This window comes from Pseudodonghicola xiamenensis DSM 18339, from assembly GCF_000429365.1.
Classification (GTDB): Bacteria; Pseudomonadota; Alphaproteobacteria; order Rhodobacterales; family Rhodobacteraceae; genus Pseudodonghicola; species Pseudodonghicola xiamenensis.
On sequence record NZ_AUBS01000004.1, the window covers coordinates 1 to 15,232 of the forward strand.

Annotated in this window: 15 protein-coding genes; 11 read left to right on the plus strand and 4 right to left on the minus strand. The window is 60.4% G+C overall.

Annotated features, from left to right (window positions below):
- On the minus strand, window positions 1–271 hold a 271-nt coding region (locus G455_RS23475), incomplete at its 3' end, for a transposase (protein ID WP_205620461.1).
- Between the two features lie 207 nt (window positions 272–478).
- On the opposite strand from G455_RS23475, the gene G455_RS0106340 reads away from it, so the two are divergent.
- The 11 genes from G455_RS0106340 (at window position 479) to G455_RS0106390 (ending at window position 10,406) form a co-directional block, all read left to right on the plus strand.
- Entirely contained in the window at window positions 479–838 is a 360-nt protein-coding gene (locus G455_RS0106340; protein WP_268246068.1) for a DUF2285 domain-containing protein, read from the plus strand.
- A 137-nt stretch (window positions 839–975) separates the two neighbouring features.
- Window positions 976–1,257, plus strand: coding sequence for a helix-turn-helix transcriptional regulator (locus G455_RS0106345; RefSeq protein WP_028092925.1), 282 nt, complete (start codon window positions 976–978; stop codon window positions 1,255–1,257).
- An 18-nt stretch (window positions 1,258–1,275) separates the two neighbouring features.
- On the plus strand, window positions 1,276–2,448 hold the full coding sequence (locus G455_RS0106350) for a replication initiator protein A (RefSeq protein WP_028092926.1): 1,173 nt from the start codon (window positions 1,276–1,278) through the stop codon (window positions 2,446–2,448).
- Window positions 2,449–2,513: 65 nt separating this feature from the next.
- Window positions 2,514–3,023: a DUF2840 domain-containing protein gene (locus G455_RS23480; RefSeq protein ID WP_456153976.1), complete on the plus strand. Its 510-nt coding sequence runs from the start codon at window positions 2,514–2,516 to the stop codon at window positions 3,021–3,023.
- Entirely contained in the window at window positions 3,020–3,562 is a 543-nt protein-coding gene (locus G455_RS0106360) for a S26 family signal peptidase (protein ID WP_028092927.1), read from the plus strand. Before G455_RS23480 ends, G455_RS0106360 begins: the two co-directional genes overlap by 4 nt.
- A 65-nt stretch (window positions 3,563–3,627) precedes the next feature.
- Window positions 3,628–3,963 (plus strand): DUF736 domain-containing protein, encoded by a 336-nt coding sequence (locus G455_RS0106365; RefSeq protein ID WP_028092928.1) that lies wholly within the window; start codon window positions 3,628–3,630, stop codon window positions 3,961–3,963.
- A gap of 2 nt (window positions 3,964–3,965) precedes the next feature.
- Window positions 3,966–4,730: a lytic transglycosylase domain-containing protein gene (locus G455_RS23485; RefSeq protein ID WP_035366283.1), complete on the plus strand. Its 765-nt coding sequence runs from the start codon at window positions 3,966–3,968 to the stop codon at window positions 4,728–4,730.
- A gap of 243 nt (window positions 4,731–4,973) precedes the next feature.
- Window positions 4,974–6,728: a relaxase/mobilization nuclease domain-containing protein gene (locus G455_RS0106375; protein WP_028092929.1), complete on the plus strand. Its 1,755-nt coding sequence runs from the start codon at window positions 4,974–4,976 to the stop codon at window positions 6,726–6,728.
- 27 nt (window positions 6,729–6,755) lie between these two features.
- The gene (locus tag G455_RS0106380) at window positions 6,756–8,741 is read left to right on the plus strand and encodes a conjugal transfer protein TraG (protein WP_028092930.1); all 1,986 of its coding nucleotides are present in this window, start codon (window positions 6,756–6,758) and stop codon (window positions 8,739–8,741) included.
- Window positions 8,742–8,743: 2 nt separating this feature from the next.
- Window positions 8,744–9,175 (plus strand): hypothetical protein, encoded by a 432-nt coding sequence (locus tag G455_RS0106385; protein WP_028092931.1) that lies wholly within the window; start codon window positions 8,744–8,746, stop codon window positions 9,173–9,175.
- 211 nt (window positions 9,176–9,386) lie between these two features.
- Entirely contained in the window at window positions 9,387–10,406 is a 1,020-nt protein-coding gene (locus G455_RS0106390; RefSeq protein ID WP_028092932.1) for an IS110 family RNA-guided transposase, read from the plus strand.
- 666 nt (window positions 10,407–11,072) lie between these two features.
- On the opposite strand, the gene G455_RS26360 is transcribed toward G455_RS0106390, so the two are convergent.
- From G455_RS26360 to G455_RS0106400, 3 genes are read right to left on the minus strand one after another with little or no spacing between them, the layout of a single operon-like run.
- Complete coding sequence (locus G455_RS26360) at window positions 11,073–11,759, minus strand: hypothetical protein (protein WP_154664351.1); 687 nt, start codon at window positions 11,757–11,759, stop codon at window positions 11,073–11,075.
- Window positions 11,756–12,181 (minus strand): hypothetical protein, encoded by a 426-nt coding sequence (locus G455_RS0106395; protein WP_028092933.1) that lies wholly within the window; start codon window positions 12,179–12,181, stop codon window positions 11,756–11,758. The genes G455_RS26360 and G455_RS0106395 overlap by 4 nt, the downstream gene beginning before the upstream one ends.
- A gap of 37 nt (window positions 12,182–12,218) precedes the next feature.
- Entirely contained in the window at window positions 12,219–14,939 is a 2,721-nt protein-coding gene (locus G455_RS0106400; protein ID WP_154664352.1) for a TrlF family AAA-like ATPase, read from the minus strand.
- Window positions 14,940–15,232 lie beyond the last annotated feature (293 nt).

The following is a 15,232-nucleotide window of genomic DNA, read 5'->3' on the forward strand; positions in this document are numbered from 1 at the left end:
CGTTCCGGTCGCGGGGGATGTCCAGAACGACCTTGCCGCTGTCGGTGGTCACGGTCTTCTGACTGCTGCCATTGCGCCGATTGGCCGGCTGATTATACCCCTCAGGGGCTTCCTCGGCGCGTTCTTCACCGAGATGGACGTCCATCTCCGTGCTCAGTGCCCGTTCCGCCAGCGCCTTTGTCAGCTCGGACAGAATGCCGTCCTTGCCAAACAAATCACCAGGCGCGCGGCCTTCCATCAATCGGTCCAAGATCTCTTTATCGATGCTCATACGTGGGTCTCCTCTTCGAGCAGTTACCACGTCAGCGCACAAAATTCAGGATAGTCCCTGATCCTCGCGGTCGCCCCTGAGGTAATTGCTGAAGAGACAGACGCCCTCGGCTGTGAGATAGTCGCCCCGAAGGGCAGGGCATCCCCCATTGGCAAGCACCTGCGCCACAGGCTGCCGGACGGGACATACCTGCATCTCGTCGCTCCCCTGAAACACCGTGGTCGGCTTGTTGCCACTGTTCCTCTCGGCTCCGAGGGGCTTGACCGCATGGAGGCGATCCAGCGGCTCCTGGCGGACCTGCACCGCCGTCGATCAATCCCCCGCGACACCCGCCTGACCGCGCAGCAGAAAGCACGCCTGCGGCGTGTCCTTCAAGCCTCCGACGCCGCCTTCGACGGCGCGACCCAGAAGCAGATCGCCGAGGTGCTGTTCCGTACCGGTCATCTGGACCGCGATGAATGGCAGGTCTCCTCGGCCCGTTTTGCCGTCTCCAGTCTCCTTCGTGAGGGGCGTGACCTGATCGCTGGCGGCTATCGCAAGCTCCTGCGTCACCAGCGCCGCCTCTAGGTCCGCGATCCCGCACCGCGGTGTGCGAATTTACCCCTGCCAACTCCCCACTGCATCTGACCGGACGCGCTTCGCCATCGTGACCGTCATCAGCCGCTGTTTCGCGGCACTGGTCACACACAGCAGGGAGACGCCCGATGTCCGCCATCTCAACCGAACTTCCCCCGCGCTATCTGCGCACCAAGGAAGCCGCGCAGTTCCTCAGCCTGTCCGCTCGCACGTTGGAGAAGCACAGGACCTACGGCACCGGTCCCGCCTACCACAAGCTGGGCGGGCGTGTGGTCTATGCGATCGAGGACCTGCAGGCCTGGGTTGGACGCGGCGCTGTCACCTCGACCTCCGACCCGCGCGGACAGGTGCTGCCAGCGAAACGCCACACGCTCGCCAATCTCCAGCAGCCCGGCCGCTTCGTGCGCTGACGCAGCGGCAATGCCGTCATGACCGATGGACGCAAACCCCGCTCCGAGCGCGGACAGCTCGATCTGTTCCGCGCGCTGCCCGGTGACTTCGCCCCAAGAGATGCGCAGGACCTCATGGCCTATCCTTTCTTCTCGCTCGCCAAGTCGAAGCGCGTTGCGCCGATCGACTTTGCCGCTGGCAGCGTCAGCATCCGGGTCGAGGCTGTTCCCGATCACGGCATGGCCACGATCTGGGACGCCGACATCCTGATTTGGGCGGCGAGCCAGATCGTCGAGGCGCGTGACGCGGGTCTGCGCACCTCCCGGCTGATGGCCGCCACTCCATACGAGATCCTCACCTATGTCGGCCGCGGAACCAGTTCGCGGGATTACCAGCGCCTGAAGGCGGCGCTGGATCGTCTGCAGTCGACGACGATCTCCACCTCGATCCGCCAGCCGGCGGAAGGACGCCGCCACCGCTTCTCCTGGATCAACGAATGGCAGGAGCGCAGCGACAGGGAGGGGCGCCCGGACGGCATCGAGTTGATCGTGCCCGACTGGTTCTACCAGGCCGTGCTCGACAATGCGCTGATCCTCACCATCGACCGGGCTTATTTCGACCTGACTGGCGGGCTCGACCGTTGGCTCTATCGCCTGGTGCGCAAGCATGGTGGCAGGCAACGGGAAGGTTGGCGTTTCGATTTCCATCATCTTCACCAGAAGTCCGGGGCGCTGTCCCCCTTCAAGCGGTTTGCCTTCGAGCTTCGCGACATCATCCGGCGGCAGCCGCTGCCGGGCTACACACTCTTTCTCGAAACTGAAGTTGGTGGCCGCAAGCTGCTGGCTTTCGAGCCCACTCCCGGCTGTGGAAAACCTGTGAATGCGCTCGTGCTATCGGGAACCCCGACTATCGTGCCATCAGGAACCGGTGGCTCGTGCTATCAGGAACCCAAACAGGGTGTAACGTACGGAAGTAAAATCGGAAATCGCTCCCTTAACTTAGAGTCTAACGAAGACTCTAACTTTGAAGAGCGCGCAGATGATGTGGAGAACATCATCCGCAGCGCAGCCGGGGGCCTTCGAAAGGCTGAGAAACCGGACGCACCGAGCATGCCTGGCGCTGCCGGATCGCTCCCGGACAGTCCCGCATCCGACTCTGTCAGTCGCCCCGTCTTGGCACGCCTTCCACTCGATCTACCGGGAGATCGGTGATGAGCATCATTCTGGGGCCAGACAATTCGTCTGGGACTGTGGGTTACTCTTTCAGCTTCGATGGCATGACCCGTGTCGAATTGATCTGGCTGGAGAAGCGGACCGAGTTCTGGATCCGGTTCGGCAATGGGGCAGGGGAGCAGGTCCTGGACCGCAGTCGCCGCATTGTCTTCTTCCGTCCCGGCTCCGTGTTTGCCTTCGTCCGCTGGGTGGCGAATGACTATGGAACCGTCGTCTCGCGCATCGACATCGTGCGCGCGGTCGCGCCTGGCAGCGCCTGTCAGACGCTGCCCTTCGTGCGCCCAGGTGGCGAGATTTTGTTGAAGATCGAAGGCTGGCCCAAGGTCGAGAAGGTCCTCCGCCATGTCGATGCCATCGAGGGTCTCGGCATCGATCCTGCCGAGGTCGATCCCGATCACTGGCGTCATGTCGCCCACTGGATGAAGGCGGGCGAAGCGCCGCGACCCTATACGGCGGAACGCCATGCCGCATGGCTCCGGCGCGGTGGAGTGAGCACCGGTTCGCGCAGCGTGTCGAAAGCTCCGGTGGAGCTTTCGAAGGGGCGAACGCAATGACCCACGCCCGCTACACCATGGTGACGGTCGCGGCGCTCGCCATTGTCATCGCCAGCAGCATTCCGACTGCGCCACGGCTGGTCTGGAACGCCTCGGCCAGCGTGCCGATTGGTTTCTACACCATCGCGCCGGTGGGCCGGCTCGAGGTGCCAGATCTGGTCGCCGTTATGCCGCCCGAACCCCTTGCGGGTTTCATGGCCGCGCGCGGCTATGTCGGTCGCGATACGCCGATCCTGAAGCACGTCATCGGGCTGCCGGGACAACGGGTCTGCCGTGACGGCGCCGCGATCACCGTCGATGGCAGACACCTGGGGGAGGCGCGAGAGCGCGACAGCCAGGGCCGCGATCTTCCCGTCTGGCAGGGCTGCCGCACCATCGTAGAGGGCGAGGTCTTCCTGATGAACCCGGCGGTCTCTGACAGCTTCGATGGCCGCTACTTCGGTCCGTTCCCCACCTCGGCAGTGATCGGCCGGGCCAGTCCACTGTTCACCGACGAGGGTGGCGATGGCCGCCTCGTCTGGCACGCGCCGGAGCGGTGACGCGCGCTATGGCGGGACGTGCCAGCGGCCTGCCTCCCATTCACCGCATGAGGAAGGAGCTTCCAATGCCACAGATCGGCCAATTCACACGCACCCCGTCCGGCTATTCCGGACAACTTCGCACGCTCTCACTCGACTTGGAGCTGACCTTTGTTCCAACCGAGAACGTCGATACCGAGAAGGCTCCTGCCTATCGTATCCACCTCGGTGACGAGGAGGGTCCGGAGGTTGGCGCGGGCTGGAAACATACCGGCGAGACCGCAGGGGCGTTCATTTCGGTCCTGCTCGATGATCCGGTTTTCCGGCATCCGATCCGCGCCCGCCTGTTCCAGTCGGATGAGGAGGGCAGGGACTGGGGGCTGCACTGGACCCGCCCGAAGAAGCGCGATGAGCAGGACTGACCATGATCATGTCCAGCACCCGTCCCGCCTCGGGGAGAGGTGGCATCTGCCGCCGCATTCTCCTCCTTCTTCTTTCCGGTCTCCTCATCCCGGTCACCGCCACGCAGCCGCTCTTGGCGCAAACCGATGTGCCCGAACACGCAATCGCCGCGCGTCCCTACGCCGCCCAGGTCACCGAGGCATCGCAGCGCTTCGGCATTCCGACGACCTGGATCATGGCCGTGATGCGGGCAGAGAGTGCGGGCGATCTGCGTGCGGTTTCTTCCGCTGGCGCGATGGGGCTGATGCAGGTCATGCCCGACACCTGGGCGGGGCTGCGCATCCGTCATGGTCTTGGCCGAGACCCTTACGATCCGCGTGACAACATCCTCGCGGGCACGGCCTATCTGCGCGAGATGTGGGACCGCTATGGCAATGTCGCGGCGATGCTGGCGTCCTATAATGCCGGTCCTGCTCGTTACGAAGAATACCGACTGGCGGATCGTCCGCTGCCTCCCGAGACACGTGCCTATGTCGCTGCGCTTGCACCCGTTCTGCTTGGCGAGCGGCCATCGGGCACCGGTATCACTGCAGCACGACCACGCGATTGGCGTGAGGCGGCGATCTTCATCAGCCGCGACGACGGGACGCTTGCAACCGATCCTGTGTTGCCTGACCGAACGGTCGGCGGCGCTCCTTCACCCGTCCCGGCGGTGCCGCAGGCGGGCCTCACCCCGCGATCTGAGGGCCTCTTCGTCCAGCCGGAGACTGGTGAGGCCCGGCCATGATCCGCGCGACGACACTTCGCATTCTATCGTGCTCTGGCGTGCGTTTGAGGGGACGGCCGGTGGTGGCGGGCACCACGACCGAAAGATGGCAGGATAAAAGGGCGCACGGTGCGCGGCGGTTGGACGGTTGTTTTTGTTCATGTTTTTGCCGCGCTCCGCACCGTGTGGCGCGTGCCCGCACTGTGCGAGATGTGCCTAACGCTCTGATATTCAGTGCGGTTTCGCACTGTGTGGGGGCCTCCCATGCCCGATGATCGCGAGTTCCGCATCCGTCCGGGACGTATCCGCTCCACCCGGGCGCAGCAGGCCCGGCCCTTCATCGCACAGGCCCTGGCCGCAGCGAAAAAAGCCGGTGGTGGCGTCTCGCGGGCCGGGCGCGTCACCCCAGGCAATCGGTCCCGTTTCGGGAACGGTCAGCGCGCCAGTATTCAGGCCAACCGCCTCATCACCACCCGCACGCGCGGCGCGGTGGTCAAGGCGCGTGTAGTCCGGCACAGCGGGAAATCCGTGCCCCTCGGAGCCCACCTCGATTACCTGCGCCGAGACGGCGTGACCCGCGACGGGGAGAAGGCCAGGCTCTTCGGGCCCGGAACGGAGGATGCCGATGGCCGGACCTTTGCCGAGCGGTGTCGCGATGACCGTCATCATTTCCGTTTCATCGTCTCACCCGACGACGCGCCGGACATGTCTGACCTGCAATCCTTCACCCGCGATCTCGTCGGGCGGATGGAACAGGATCTCGGCACGTCCCTTGATTGGGTCGGTGTCGATCACTGGAACACCGCCCACCCCCATGTCCATCTGATCGTTCGGGGCGTGCGCGACGACGGCCAGGATCTCGTGATCTCGCGGGACTACATCAAGGAGGGCATGCGCGACAGGGCACGGGATCTCATCACCCAGGAACTGGGCCCACGCAGTGATCTCGACATCCGCCAGACGCTTGAACGTCAGATCGGGGCCGAGCGCTGGACGCAGCTCGATCGTCAGTTGCTCCGGGATGCCGGGTGTTCCCGCATCCTCGACATGGCGCCTGATGCGGATCGGCAGCCGGATGCGTTTCACGCGCTGAAGGTCGGGCGGCTGCGCCGGCTGGAAGTGCTCGGCGTCGCCGACCAGATCGGACAGTCGCAATGGCACATCAGGGACGATGCCGAAGCTGTTCTGCGCGAGATGGGGGAGCGTGGCGACATCATCAAGCGGATGCATCGTGCTCTGACGGAACGGGGGATTGAGCGCGGGTCCTCGAGTTACGTCCTTGCCGCGGAGAGCCTCGATGTTCCCGTCATCGGTCGTCTGGTCCAGCGGGGCCTCGATGACGAGCTGAAGGGGACAGCCTATGCCGTCGTCGATGGTGTCGATGGCCGGAGCCACCATATCCGTCTGCCTCATCTCGACGCCGCCGGCGACGGCGCCCCAGGCTCGATTGTGGAACTCCGCGCCTATGACGATGCGCGCGGCCAGCGTCGCGTCGCACTGGCGGCTCGGTCCGACCTGGACCTTGCTGCGCAGGTCTCCGCGTCCGGGGCCACCTGGCTCGACCGGCAGGCAATCGCGCGCGACCCGCTCGCCTTGTCGGACCAGGGCTTCGGTGCCGAGGTCCGGGAGGCCCTGGAAGCCCGGGCCGAGCACCTGGTCACGGAAGGGCTAGGAGAGCGGCGGGACGGCAGGGTGGTCTTTGCCCGGCGCCTGCTCGGAACCTTGCGCGACCGGGAGCTGCAGGCGGTTGGCACGCAGCTCGCAGCGGAAACCGGGTTGCCGTTCAACAAGGCGAATCCGGGTGACTACGTCAGCGGTATCTATCGCCAGCGTCTCGCGCTGGCATCGGGCCGTTTTGCCATGATCGAAGGCTACGGTGCCGACGGCGCTCTCGGCTTCCAGCTGCTGCCCTGGTCTCCGTCTCTCGAAAAGCATCTCGGCCGGGATGTCACCGGCGTCGCGCGCGGGGACGGCGGAGTGGACTGGGACTTTGGCCGTAAGCGCGGCCTCGGCCTCTGATCAACACACCGGAAAGGAGCGACAGTCATGTCCGCGACCAAGATCCTCTGGGGCCAGATCTCCATCGTCTTCCTCATCATTCTGGCCACCACCTGGGGAGCGACGCAATACGTGGCCGCGAGCCTCGGCTATCAGGCACAGCTGGGCCCGCCCTGGTTCGTGCTGTTCGGGACGCCCGTCTACTATCCACCGGCCATCTTCTGGTGGTGGTATTTCTACGAGGCCTACGCGCCACCGGTCTTCGCGACGGGCGGGATCATCGCCGCCTCGGGTGGATTCATCGCCATCGGTGTGGCCATCGCCATGTCGGTCTGGCGCGCGCGCGAGGCCCGCAACGTTGCGACCTATGGATCTGCCCGATGGGCCGAGAAGGGCGAGGTGAAGGCGGCCGGACTTCTTGACCCGGATGGCGTGGTCCTGGGTCGCTATGAGCGGGAATATCTGCGCCACGATGGGCCGGAACATGTGCTTTGCTTCGCGCCGACGCGATCCGGCAAGGGGGTCGGGCTCGTCGTACCCTCTCTTCTCACCTGGCCCGGCTCGGCCATCGTTCATGACATCAAGGGGGAGAACTGGCAGTTGACCGCAGGGTTCCGGGCCCGGCACGGTCGGGTCCTCCTCTTCGATCCAACCAATCCGAACTCTTCGGCCTACAACCCCCTGCTCGAAGTGCGCCGCGGGGAGTGGGAAGTTCGCGATGTCCAGAACATCGCCGACATCCTCGTTGACCCCGAGGGAAGTCTGGAGCGGCGAAACCACTGGGAGAAGACCAGCCACAGCCTGCTGGTCGGGGCGATCCTGCATGTCCTCTATGCCGAGAAGGACAAGACGCTGGCCGGTGTCGCCAACTTCCTCTCCGACCCGCGGCGTCCTGTGGAGTCCACGCTCCGCGCGATGATGCGGACGTCGCACCTGGGCGAAGCGGGGCCGCATCCCGTGGTCGCCAGTGCCGCCCGTGAATTGCTCAACAAGTCCGAGAATGAACGCTCCGGTGTGCTTTCGACGGCGATGTCTTTCCTTGGCCTCTATCGAGACCCCGTGGTCGCACAGGTCACGCGCCGCTGCGACTGGCGGATCGGCGATATTGTCGGGGGCACGCGACCAGTCACGCTCTACCTCGTGGTGCCGCCTTCGGACATCAATCGCACCAAGCCGCTCATCCGACTGATCCTCAACCAGGTCGGCCGACGGCTGACCGAAGATCTGCAGGGCAAGGATGACCGGCATCGGCTGCTGCTGATGCTTGATGAGTTCCCGGCACTCGGCCGGTTGGATTTCTTCGAGAGCGCGCTGGCCTTCATGGCGGGCTACGGGCTGAAGAGCTTCCTCATCGCCCAGTCGCTGAACCAGATCGAGAAGGCCTACGGCCCGAATAATTCGATCCTCGACAATTGCCACGTCCGGGTGAGCTTCGCGACCAATGATGAGCGCACGGCCAAGCGCGTCTCTGATGCCCTCGGCACCGCCACCGAGATGAAGGCGATGAAGAACTACGCCGGGCACCGTCTGGCGCCCTGGCTCAGCCATCTCATGGTGTCCCGATCGGAAACTGCGCGGGCCTTGCTCACGCCCGGAGAAATCATGCAGCTGCCGCCAACCGATGAGATCGTCATGGTGGCCGGCACTCCGCCGATCCGGGCGACGAAAGCACGGTATTACGAAGATACGCGGTTTGCCGAGCGGGTCTTGCCGCCACCCGACTTGGTGGATGTGGGCGCCTCAGGGGAGGATGACTGGAGCAGTCTTGCAGTTCCAGTGCAGGACGACGAGCAAGAGCGAGTATCCGAGATGGGAGCGGGGGAAGAGGACCCGACAGCGTCGGAGCGCCGTCTTCAGCCGGAGCTGGCGCAGCCTCAGCCGGTCGACAGGCAGTCCCCCTTTGAGAACGAGTTTGAATTCGACCCACCCGAGGATGAGGAGGATGGCGCCATCCGCAATCGGCGCATCATGCAGCAGATGCGCGGTGTCGCGCGGCAGGTCTCCCTCAATCGCGATGATGGCATGGAGCTTTGATCATGACTACCAGCCGCAAGAAGACGAAGATCTCGGTCTATCTCGATCCCGAGGTCATGCAAATGCTGGCGGAGTTTGCCGCGCGGCGTGACAGATCCCAATCGATGGTGGCCGAGGCCGCGATCGCATCCTTCCTCTCTCCGGATGACGCGGAGCGCCGCGAGGCGGTTCTAGCGAGGCGCCTGGATCAGATCGACAGACGGATCACACGGCTGGAACGTGATGTCGGGATTTCTGTTGAAAGCCTGGCCGTGTTCATCCGTTTCTGGTTGGCAACAACACCGGCTCTGCCGGAACCCGCGGCGAAAGCCGCACGGGCGAAGGCTGGGGAGCGCTATGAGGCATTTATCTCGGCGCTCGGTCGGCGCCTCGCGCAGGGGCCGAAGCTGCGGCAGGAGGTGTCGGAAGATGTGGACGGCCGGCCAAGTAGCTGAAAGAGGTGCCACCGGCCTCAGCCACAAGGGTTGGGACTGTAGGAGCGATCTTCATGATCGACCCGATCGGCCCAAACCTGCCGTTCGACGGAAGAATTCGCGCCGCAAGGCAGCATTCACCAAACCAGATGGGGTGGATGGCTCCCGCTCCCCGGCGTCGTAATGCGCCATAGTGCAGGTGTCAGAATCTGCGATCGAGAGGAGCCACCCCATGCAGGTTACCACTGTCGGCCTCGACCTGGCCAAGACCATCTTCCACGTCCACGGAGTGACAGAAGGCGGCGAAGTGGCCTTCAACCGACCTTTGCGCCGAGCGCAGGTTCTGGGGTTTTTCGAGAGACTGTCGCCCTGCCTCATCGGCATCGAAGCCTGCGCATCGAGCCACCACTGGGCGCGGGAGCTTTCGAAGCTGGGTCACACAGTCCGGTTGATGCCGCCAATGTACGTCAAACCCTACGTGAAACGGGGCAAGTCCGACGCGGTCGATGCAGAAGCCATCTGCGAAGCGGTCACGCGACCAACGATGCGGTTCGTCGAGATCAAGTCCGAGGACCAGCAGGCGCTTTTGTCACTGCACCGCGCACGAGATTTCGTGGTTCGCCAGCGTACCCAGCTGATCAACATGCTCCGGAGCCTGGCCGCGGAGTTCGGCATCGCCATCGCTCGGGGCGTGGCGCGGGCCATCGACTTTGCGAAGGGGATCATCGATGGCAAGCAGTCCGGACTCCCCGAGCTCGCCCAGGACGTCCTTCGGGTCCTCAGCCGTCAGCTGGTCGATCTGCACAACCGCCTCGGCTGGTACGAGATCACGATGCGCATTCAGGCCCGTCTCAGCCGCCAGGCCCAACTCCTGCAGACCATCCCCGGCGTGGGGCCGGTAACGGCCTCGGCCGTGGCAGCCACGATCGGGTCCGGCTGCCAGTTCCGGAGCGGTCGGGAATTTGCGGCATGGCTGGGGCTGACACCGCGCAACCATTCCAGCGGCGGTAAGGAGCGATTGGGAAAGATCACCAAGATGGGCGATCGGTATCTGCGCCAGCTCATCGTGGTCGGAATGACATCGCGCGTGCGGCAGGTCGCCAATCATCCCGAGCGCGCCGACCCCTGGTTGACGAAGCTGTTACAGAGAAAGCCAGCCCGGCTCGCGACCGTCGCAATGGCGAACAAGACGGCACGGATCATGTGGGCCGTCCTGACCAGGAACGAGCCCTACAAGCCGCACGCCGCGTAAGTCGGGGCGCGACCACGAGATAGCAAGACCGACGATGTGATGGTGTACCCTTCAGCCGCAACGATCAGGACGCTCCGCCGAATGACCCGGGCGACATTGCCCGCAAAGCAGATAGGAACCTGATCTGCGGATCCCATCAGGGCCAGCGGCAATGTCCGCGCAAACAGGCCGGACACAAGACCGCTTCTGAAAAGGTACACGCAATCTCATTTAAGCCTTGCTATGCGGGAGCCATCCACACAGGTCATTCGTAAACACTTGAAAACAGCTATTCTTGAACCCATATACCATGAGCGGGTTTTTTCGGCGGAAACGCCGTGTCAAAAACGTCATACACTTAAGTCGATTTTTGCTGTTTTGCTTCTGGCGACCGGCATCCTCTACGCACTTGGAACTTTCGGAATTGGGCCGATGTCAATTATAGGAGGACTTGCCATGGGAAAAGAACTGAACTCGCTGATTGGAAACTTTAGTCTCGGATACTGCGCTAGCTACATCTGCAACTTGACGTTTTCGCCGAAAGGACCCGTCTGGTAAAATTTTATTTAGAGCTACGAACCGCTCTGAATCTCCATTTATGGCTTCGTCTGTCGCTGCGGTGCCGATACTACAGAGCCGACTTCGCCGTTTGCTCCTGCTCCATTGCTGGTTTCCGGACTTCCCAGACTATGGTTGCCAGTGCTTAAATTCGATTGAGAAGAACCCGGGGCTACCAGCATAATCATCTCCGGATTGGTCTATGTACGTCAGCCAATACAATGATGCTGGGTTGGCATTTACGCATGGGCTGTAGCCCCTAATGTGAGTAGCCGGCCCAAACGTCCGATCCAATTCATGAGTAGTTGGCTGGCTAAGTAGTGAAAGCTCACGCCTAATGCCAAGAACCTGTTTCACGATACCCTTTTCGAACTTGGCGTTGGATTTGCACTCAACGCCCAAAACCACGTCGCTGTGCTGTGGCATGTCCCCATCATGAACACTTGGATCAATCAGTACCAAGTCGATCTCGTGGTATCCACTTTTTCCAATCCAACCCCCAATCATTGATGCGCCTAGTGTTTGGACCTGGATATCAGTGTGAAGTTCTAACAACTTGCCGTGCTTGGCCACTACGAAGAAAGATCTAGAACGATCTATGTTGCCTGGACTGGCTTTGAAATTCACCACAGTCCCGTTTGCAAGCCGAATGCTCACACCATAAGTGGATCGGAGCCATTCCAGCGTTCTAGCCAAACAATAAAGTTCATAGATCTTTCCGCCTTTTGACTTTACCAATGTCGCCTTCATGCAAGCTTTGTGTGTATTGAAAAATGCAGAGATGGCCCTCTTGGCTTTGGCTTGATCCAACATCATTCAAAATCCTCGCCATCAGCACTGCCTGAACTATCGGCCTCCAATAACTGCCCGATCAAGTTCCTCAGGTCCTTCATGGCAGAGGGGATACGTGGGTCACCTTGGAGAAATTCTTCATGATCACGCCCTTCAACGTCGATGTCGTCCCTGTCATTAATCAAGATAGCACCGTCCAGTCCTTTGCTATCACTGTTCTCTCGGATCATATTCAACGCCAGATCTACCGTGTCAGACGAATGGATTGCCATGTGCCGATCCAAGGCTTCAAGCATCAGGATTGACAGCTTCCGCGCGCCAAATGTTCGACGTGCTTCGTGGGTCTCTTCTTCATAGCCAGAGAGTTCTGCTATTGAATGAAGGCCAATTTCTCGCAGTTCCGCTTGAATGTGGCGAAGTATCTCCAACCAGTCTTCTTCGTTCATTAAATCACCACTTCAGCCGTGTTCAATTTAGCCCAAGCTAAAAGCCATATTTCCTTCGGCGGGTCGAAAACGCCTGCTCGCCGCCTTCCAAAAGCTCCTTTATCAGCTCCTGGACTTCTTCTTTGTCGATCGAACCGCACAGCTTTTGATCGATCTTCGTCCGATCTTCGCCATCTTCTACGACTGGCGTGAGACCAATTATCTGATCAGCGTCGCCCAAAACCGGGATATTTGGATTGTGGCTTGAAAACAAGAACTGGCGTTGCTTCTTGGCGACGCGCATTTTATCGACTACATGCCCTGCAATGAACTGGTTATCGAGGTCGTCTTCGGGTTGATCGATGATCAGTGGGGCATCAGACTCCAGAAGCAACAGCATCAGAACTGCCGTGGCCTTTTGACCGGCAGATAGGCGGTCGAGTTCCCTCCAGTTCTCGGCCCCGTCTCGACCAACGTTGAGTTCAATAACGGCCTCGGGCGGTATCCGCGCTTCTTCCACCAGCAAGGCCAGTGTTTCGCCTCCAGCGGCGATCTTCTGAGAGGATGAATCGGTGAACCCGAATTCATCGCTGAGCGCTTGAGCACCCTTACGGATCGTCGCGGCCAGTTTCGAAGGTAGTAGGTCCTCATGCTCTTGCAGCTTCGTCAGGGCTTGACTGATCTGCCCTTCAGTTCCATCCCGCAAAATCTGTTCCAGTGGCCCCAAATCGGAACTGGGGCGAACACTTGCCCGAACCGTTCCTTTTAGCTTTTTGCTGACCTTCTTCGCGGCCATCTCAAGGTCACGATAGGCTTTTCGGTCAGCCTTTTCCCATTCATCGACTATGCTCTGTCGCGACTTTTGTTCGATCGCGAGTTCCGAAACGGCCTGATCCTTCTCCCCTTGCTTCGGTTCAAGTACAGCGACCTGTTTTTTCACGGTCAGATAAGCGTCGGGATCGAAACCCTCACCCTCCAGTTCTTTCTTGAGCGACTTATACGTCGCCTCAACAGCATCGGCCTTTGGCTGCCACACAGATCGTATCGCAGCCAAATCGGCGGTTGCCTTTTGAGCCGCTATTTCTAGTATCTCTGCTGCTTGCACTTTGGCGTCGTGCATATCCTGCGCAATCGCTTGGATATTGGCCAAGTCATCCCTGTGCGGGAGTTTTACCTCTTTTTCTGACGGCAAAACGGTTGATGCGGATGCTCCGTCCGGCTTTAACGCGTCTCCCTCTTTCCCAAATCCAGTTATGGCGTTGGAGAAGTCGTCGAGTATTCGTTGTTCATACTGGACAGATGCCTGTTCTTGCAGGCGGGTCGCAAGCTCGGTCTCTTCGAAGCGTTTGAGTTGTTCCTTGAGTCCAGGCAGAGCCGCCAAAGCAAGGTCCAATTCGGCGATTTTTTCGTCAAGGTCCGTGATTATCTTTCGAGAGGCTCGGAAGCGTTCCCTGATCCCATCCTCACTGACCGCCGCTTCGTTATCCGCACCGACAAATCGCCCAAGCAGTTCGGCAAGCTGGCCTTTGTGCCTCGTGATCTCAGAAATCTCGTGCTGGCCGTACACCTCCAAGTCAGAAATGATGTCACCGGGCTTCAGGTCAGCCACGATTTCACCCGACTGATTTCTAACCCGGGCCTCCTGTTTGTAGGCGCGCTCAATAAGGTAGTAACCGGGCGACGGGCTTGGCGAAAAGATCAAGACGGAAACAGCTGAACGCGACCCCAATAGATGCTTGATCATCGATTCATGACTCTTCGCGGCATCCGCACCCAACGGTGGTATGTCAAAGGCGAAGCGCAGGCTTTCAACGATTGTGGACTTGCCAGCGCCACGACCGCCAATCATAACATTCAATCCAGCATTCAGCGCAACGTACTGTCCATCGAGTAGTCCGCCATCCCAAGCGACGGCGACAACTCGCGCGAATTCAGATGGCGCTTCGTCCGAGTTGAGCATGATTCGGCTTTCACCGTCGAGAAAAGCCTGCCGCAAACCTTCTATCGAGGCCTCTGTCATTTTGAGTAAGGTCGTATTGCCGGGTTTCGCGAAATCCCCAGGTGCTGAAACGTCAGATGCGTTGACAAAGCTGACGGGCCGGTCCCGTTTGTGCGCTCCATCTTTGTTCAAGCAAATTTGCCGGTATTCAGTAGGCACATCGCCAAGCGATCCAGGGATAGCTGACGCAAAATGCAATGGCGACTTCCATGCATTCATGCGCGTCTGACCGGCGAGTTCTTTGAGCAAGCCACTGTTATGGGTCACGTGTGCTGAAATTGTGATGCCGCCACGCTCATTAACAACTTCGAGAAGTTCCTCGAATCCTTTGCGTGCAATGGGTGAAGGATCGTCGCGATTTCGAATATCGCACGCACCCACATTTTCATTCATATCGGTGCCAGATGTTCCGGGTGGAAAGAGGCAAAGTATGTGTACACCTTCAGCGGAATTTGCTTCAAAGCCAGGGAAAACTGTGATCCCAGCCTCTTCCAACTTCGCTCTTAAGTTTTCGGAATCGTCAAAACGGAAGTGATCGGTAAGCGCGACCACCTGAACACCATTTTCCTGGCAAGCCTTAACCATCGCATCATTGTACTGGTTTTCATCTGTAAAACCACTCGATTTGGAATGACGGCTTCCATATGCGAACGGGTTCACCTGAAAGGCGCATTTCATGTATTGGCTGCCATCTGGGGAGGTCAATGCATCCTTGATGCCTTGTGGTGTTGCTCCGTGGGCAGCCAGTGTGGTCAGCATGGGATCTAGAAGCTTTTTCATTGAACAACTTTGTTGAAACTGTTTGGCGGGAACGGGACACGCCATCATTGATGAGGCATAAGCCCGATGCATGTAAAGATTGCTTTCTTAGTTCATAGCGAAGGTCGGCTTTGAGGCATGAGCTTTCGCCGCCTTGCTCATGCAGCGAACCACTGCTCTCCGCCCGTAACACCATTTTCTAGCGACGGTTACCATGACGCTTTCCCCGTGGGATGGGTTAGGGTACGGGCCACCGATCACCTGTCTTTGCACGCCGCGCTACTACGCCCCTCGGAAACCTGTTGAGCCGTAGG

What these genes read in the sequence shown, in the direction of transcription:
- G455_RS0106345 (WP_028092925.1), top strand. Translation starts at nt 976, where the DNA reads ATGTCCGCCATCTCAACCGAACTTCCCCCGCGCTATCTGCGCACCAAG.
- G455_RS0106350 (WP_028092926.1), top strand. Translation starts at nt 1,276, where the DNA reads ATGACCGATGGACGCAAACCCCGCTCCGAGCGCGGACAGCTCGATCTG.
- G455_RS23480 (WP_456153976.1), top strand. Translation starts at nt 2,514, where the DNA reads ATGACCCGTGTCGAATTGATCTGGCTGGAGAAGCGGACCGAGTTCTGG.
- G455_RS0106360 (WP_028092927.1), top strand. Translation starts at nt 3,020, where the DNA reads ATGACCCACGCCCGCTACACCATGGTGACGGTCGCGGCGCTCGCCATT.
- G455_RS0106365 (WP_028092928.1), top strand. Translation starts at nt 3,628, where the DNA reads ATGCCACAGATCGGCCAATTCACACGCACCCCGTCCGGCTATTCCGGA.
- G455_RS23485 (WP_035366283.1), top strand. Translation starts at nt 3,966, where the DNA reads ATGATCATGTCCAGCACCCGTCCCGCCTCGGGGAGAGGTGGCATCTGC.
- G455_RS0106375 (WP_028092929.1), top strand. Translation starts at nt 4,974, where the DNA reads ATGCCCGATGATCGCGAGTTCCGCATCCGTCCGGGACGTATCCGCTCC.
- G455_RS0106380 (WP_028092930.1), top strand. Translation starts at nt 6,756, where the DNA reads ATGTCCGCGACCAAGATCCTCTGGGGCCAGATCTCCATCGTCTTCCTC.
- G455_RS0106385 (WP_028092931.1), top strand. Translation starts at nt 8,744, where the DNA reads ATGACTACCAGCCGCAAGAAGACGAAGATCTCGGTCTATCTCGATCCC.
- G455_RS0106390 (WP_028092932.1), top strand. Translation starts at nt 9,387, where the DNA reads ATGCAGGTTACCACTGTCGGCCTCGACCTGGCCAAGACCATCTTCCAC.
- G455_RS26360 (WP_154664351.1), bottom strand. Translation starts at nt 11,759, where the DNA reads ATGATGTTGGATCAAGCCAAAGCCAAGAGGGCCATCTCTGCATTTTTC.
- G455_RS0106395 (WP_028092933.1), bottom strand. Translation starts at nt 12,181, where the DNA reads ATGAACGAAGAAGACTGGTTGGAGATACTTCGCCACATTCAAGCGGAA.
- G455_RS0106400 (WP_154664352.1), bottom strand. Translation starts at nt 14,939, where the DNA reads ATGAAAAAGCTTCTAGATCCCATGCTGACCACACTGGCTGCCCACGGA.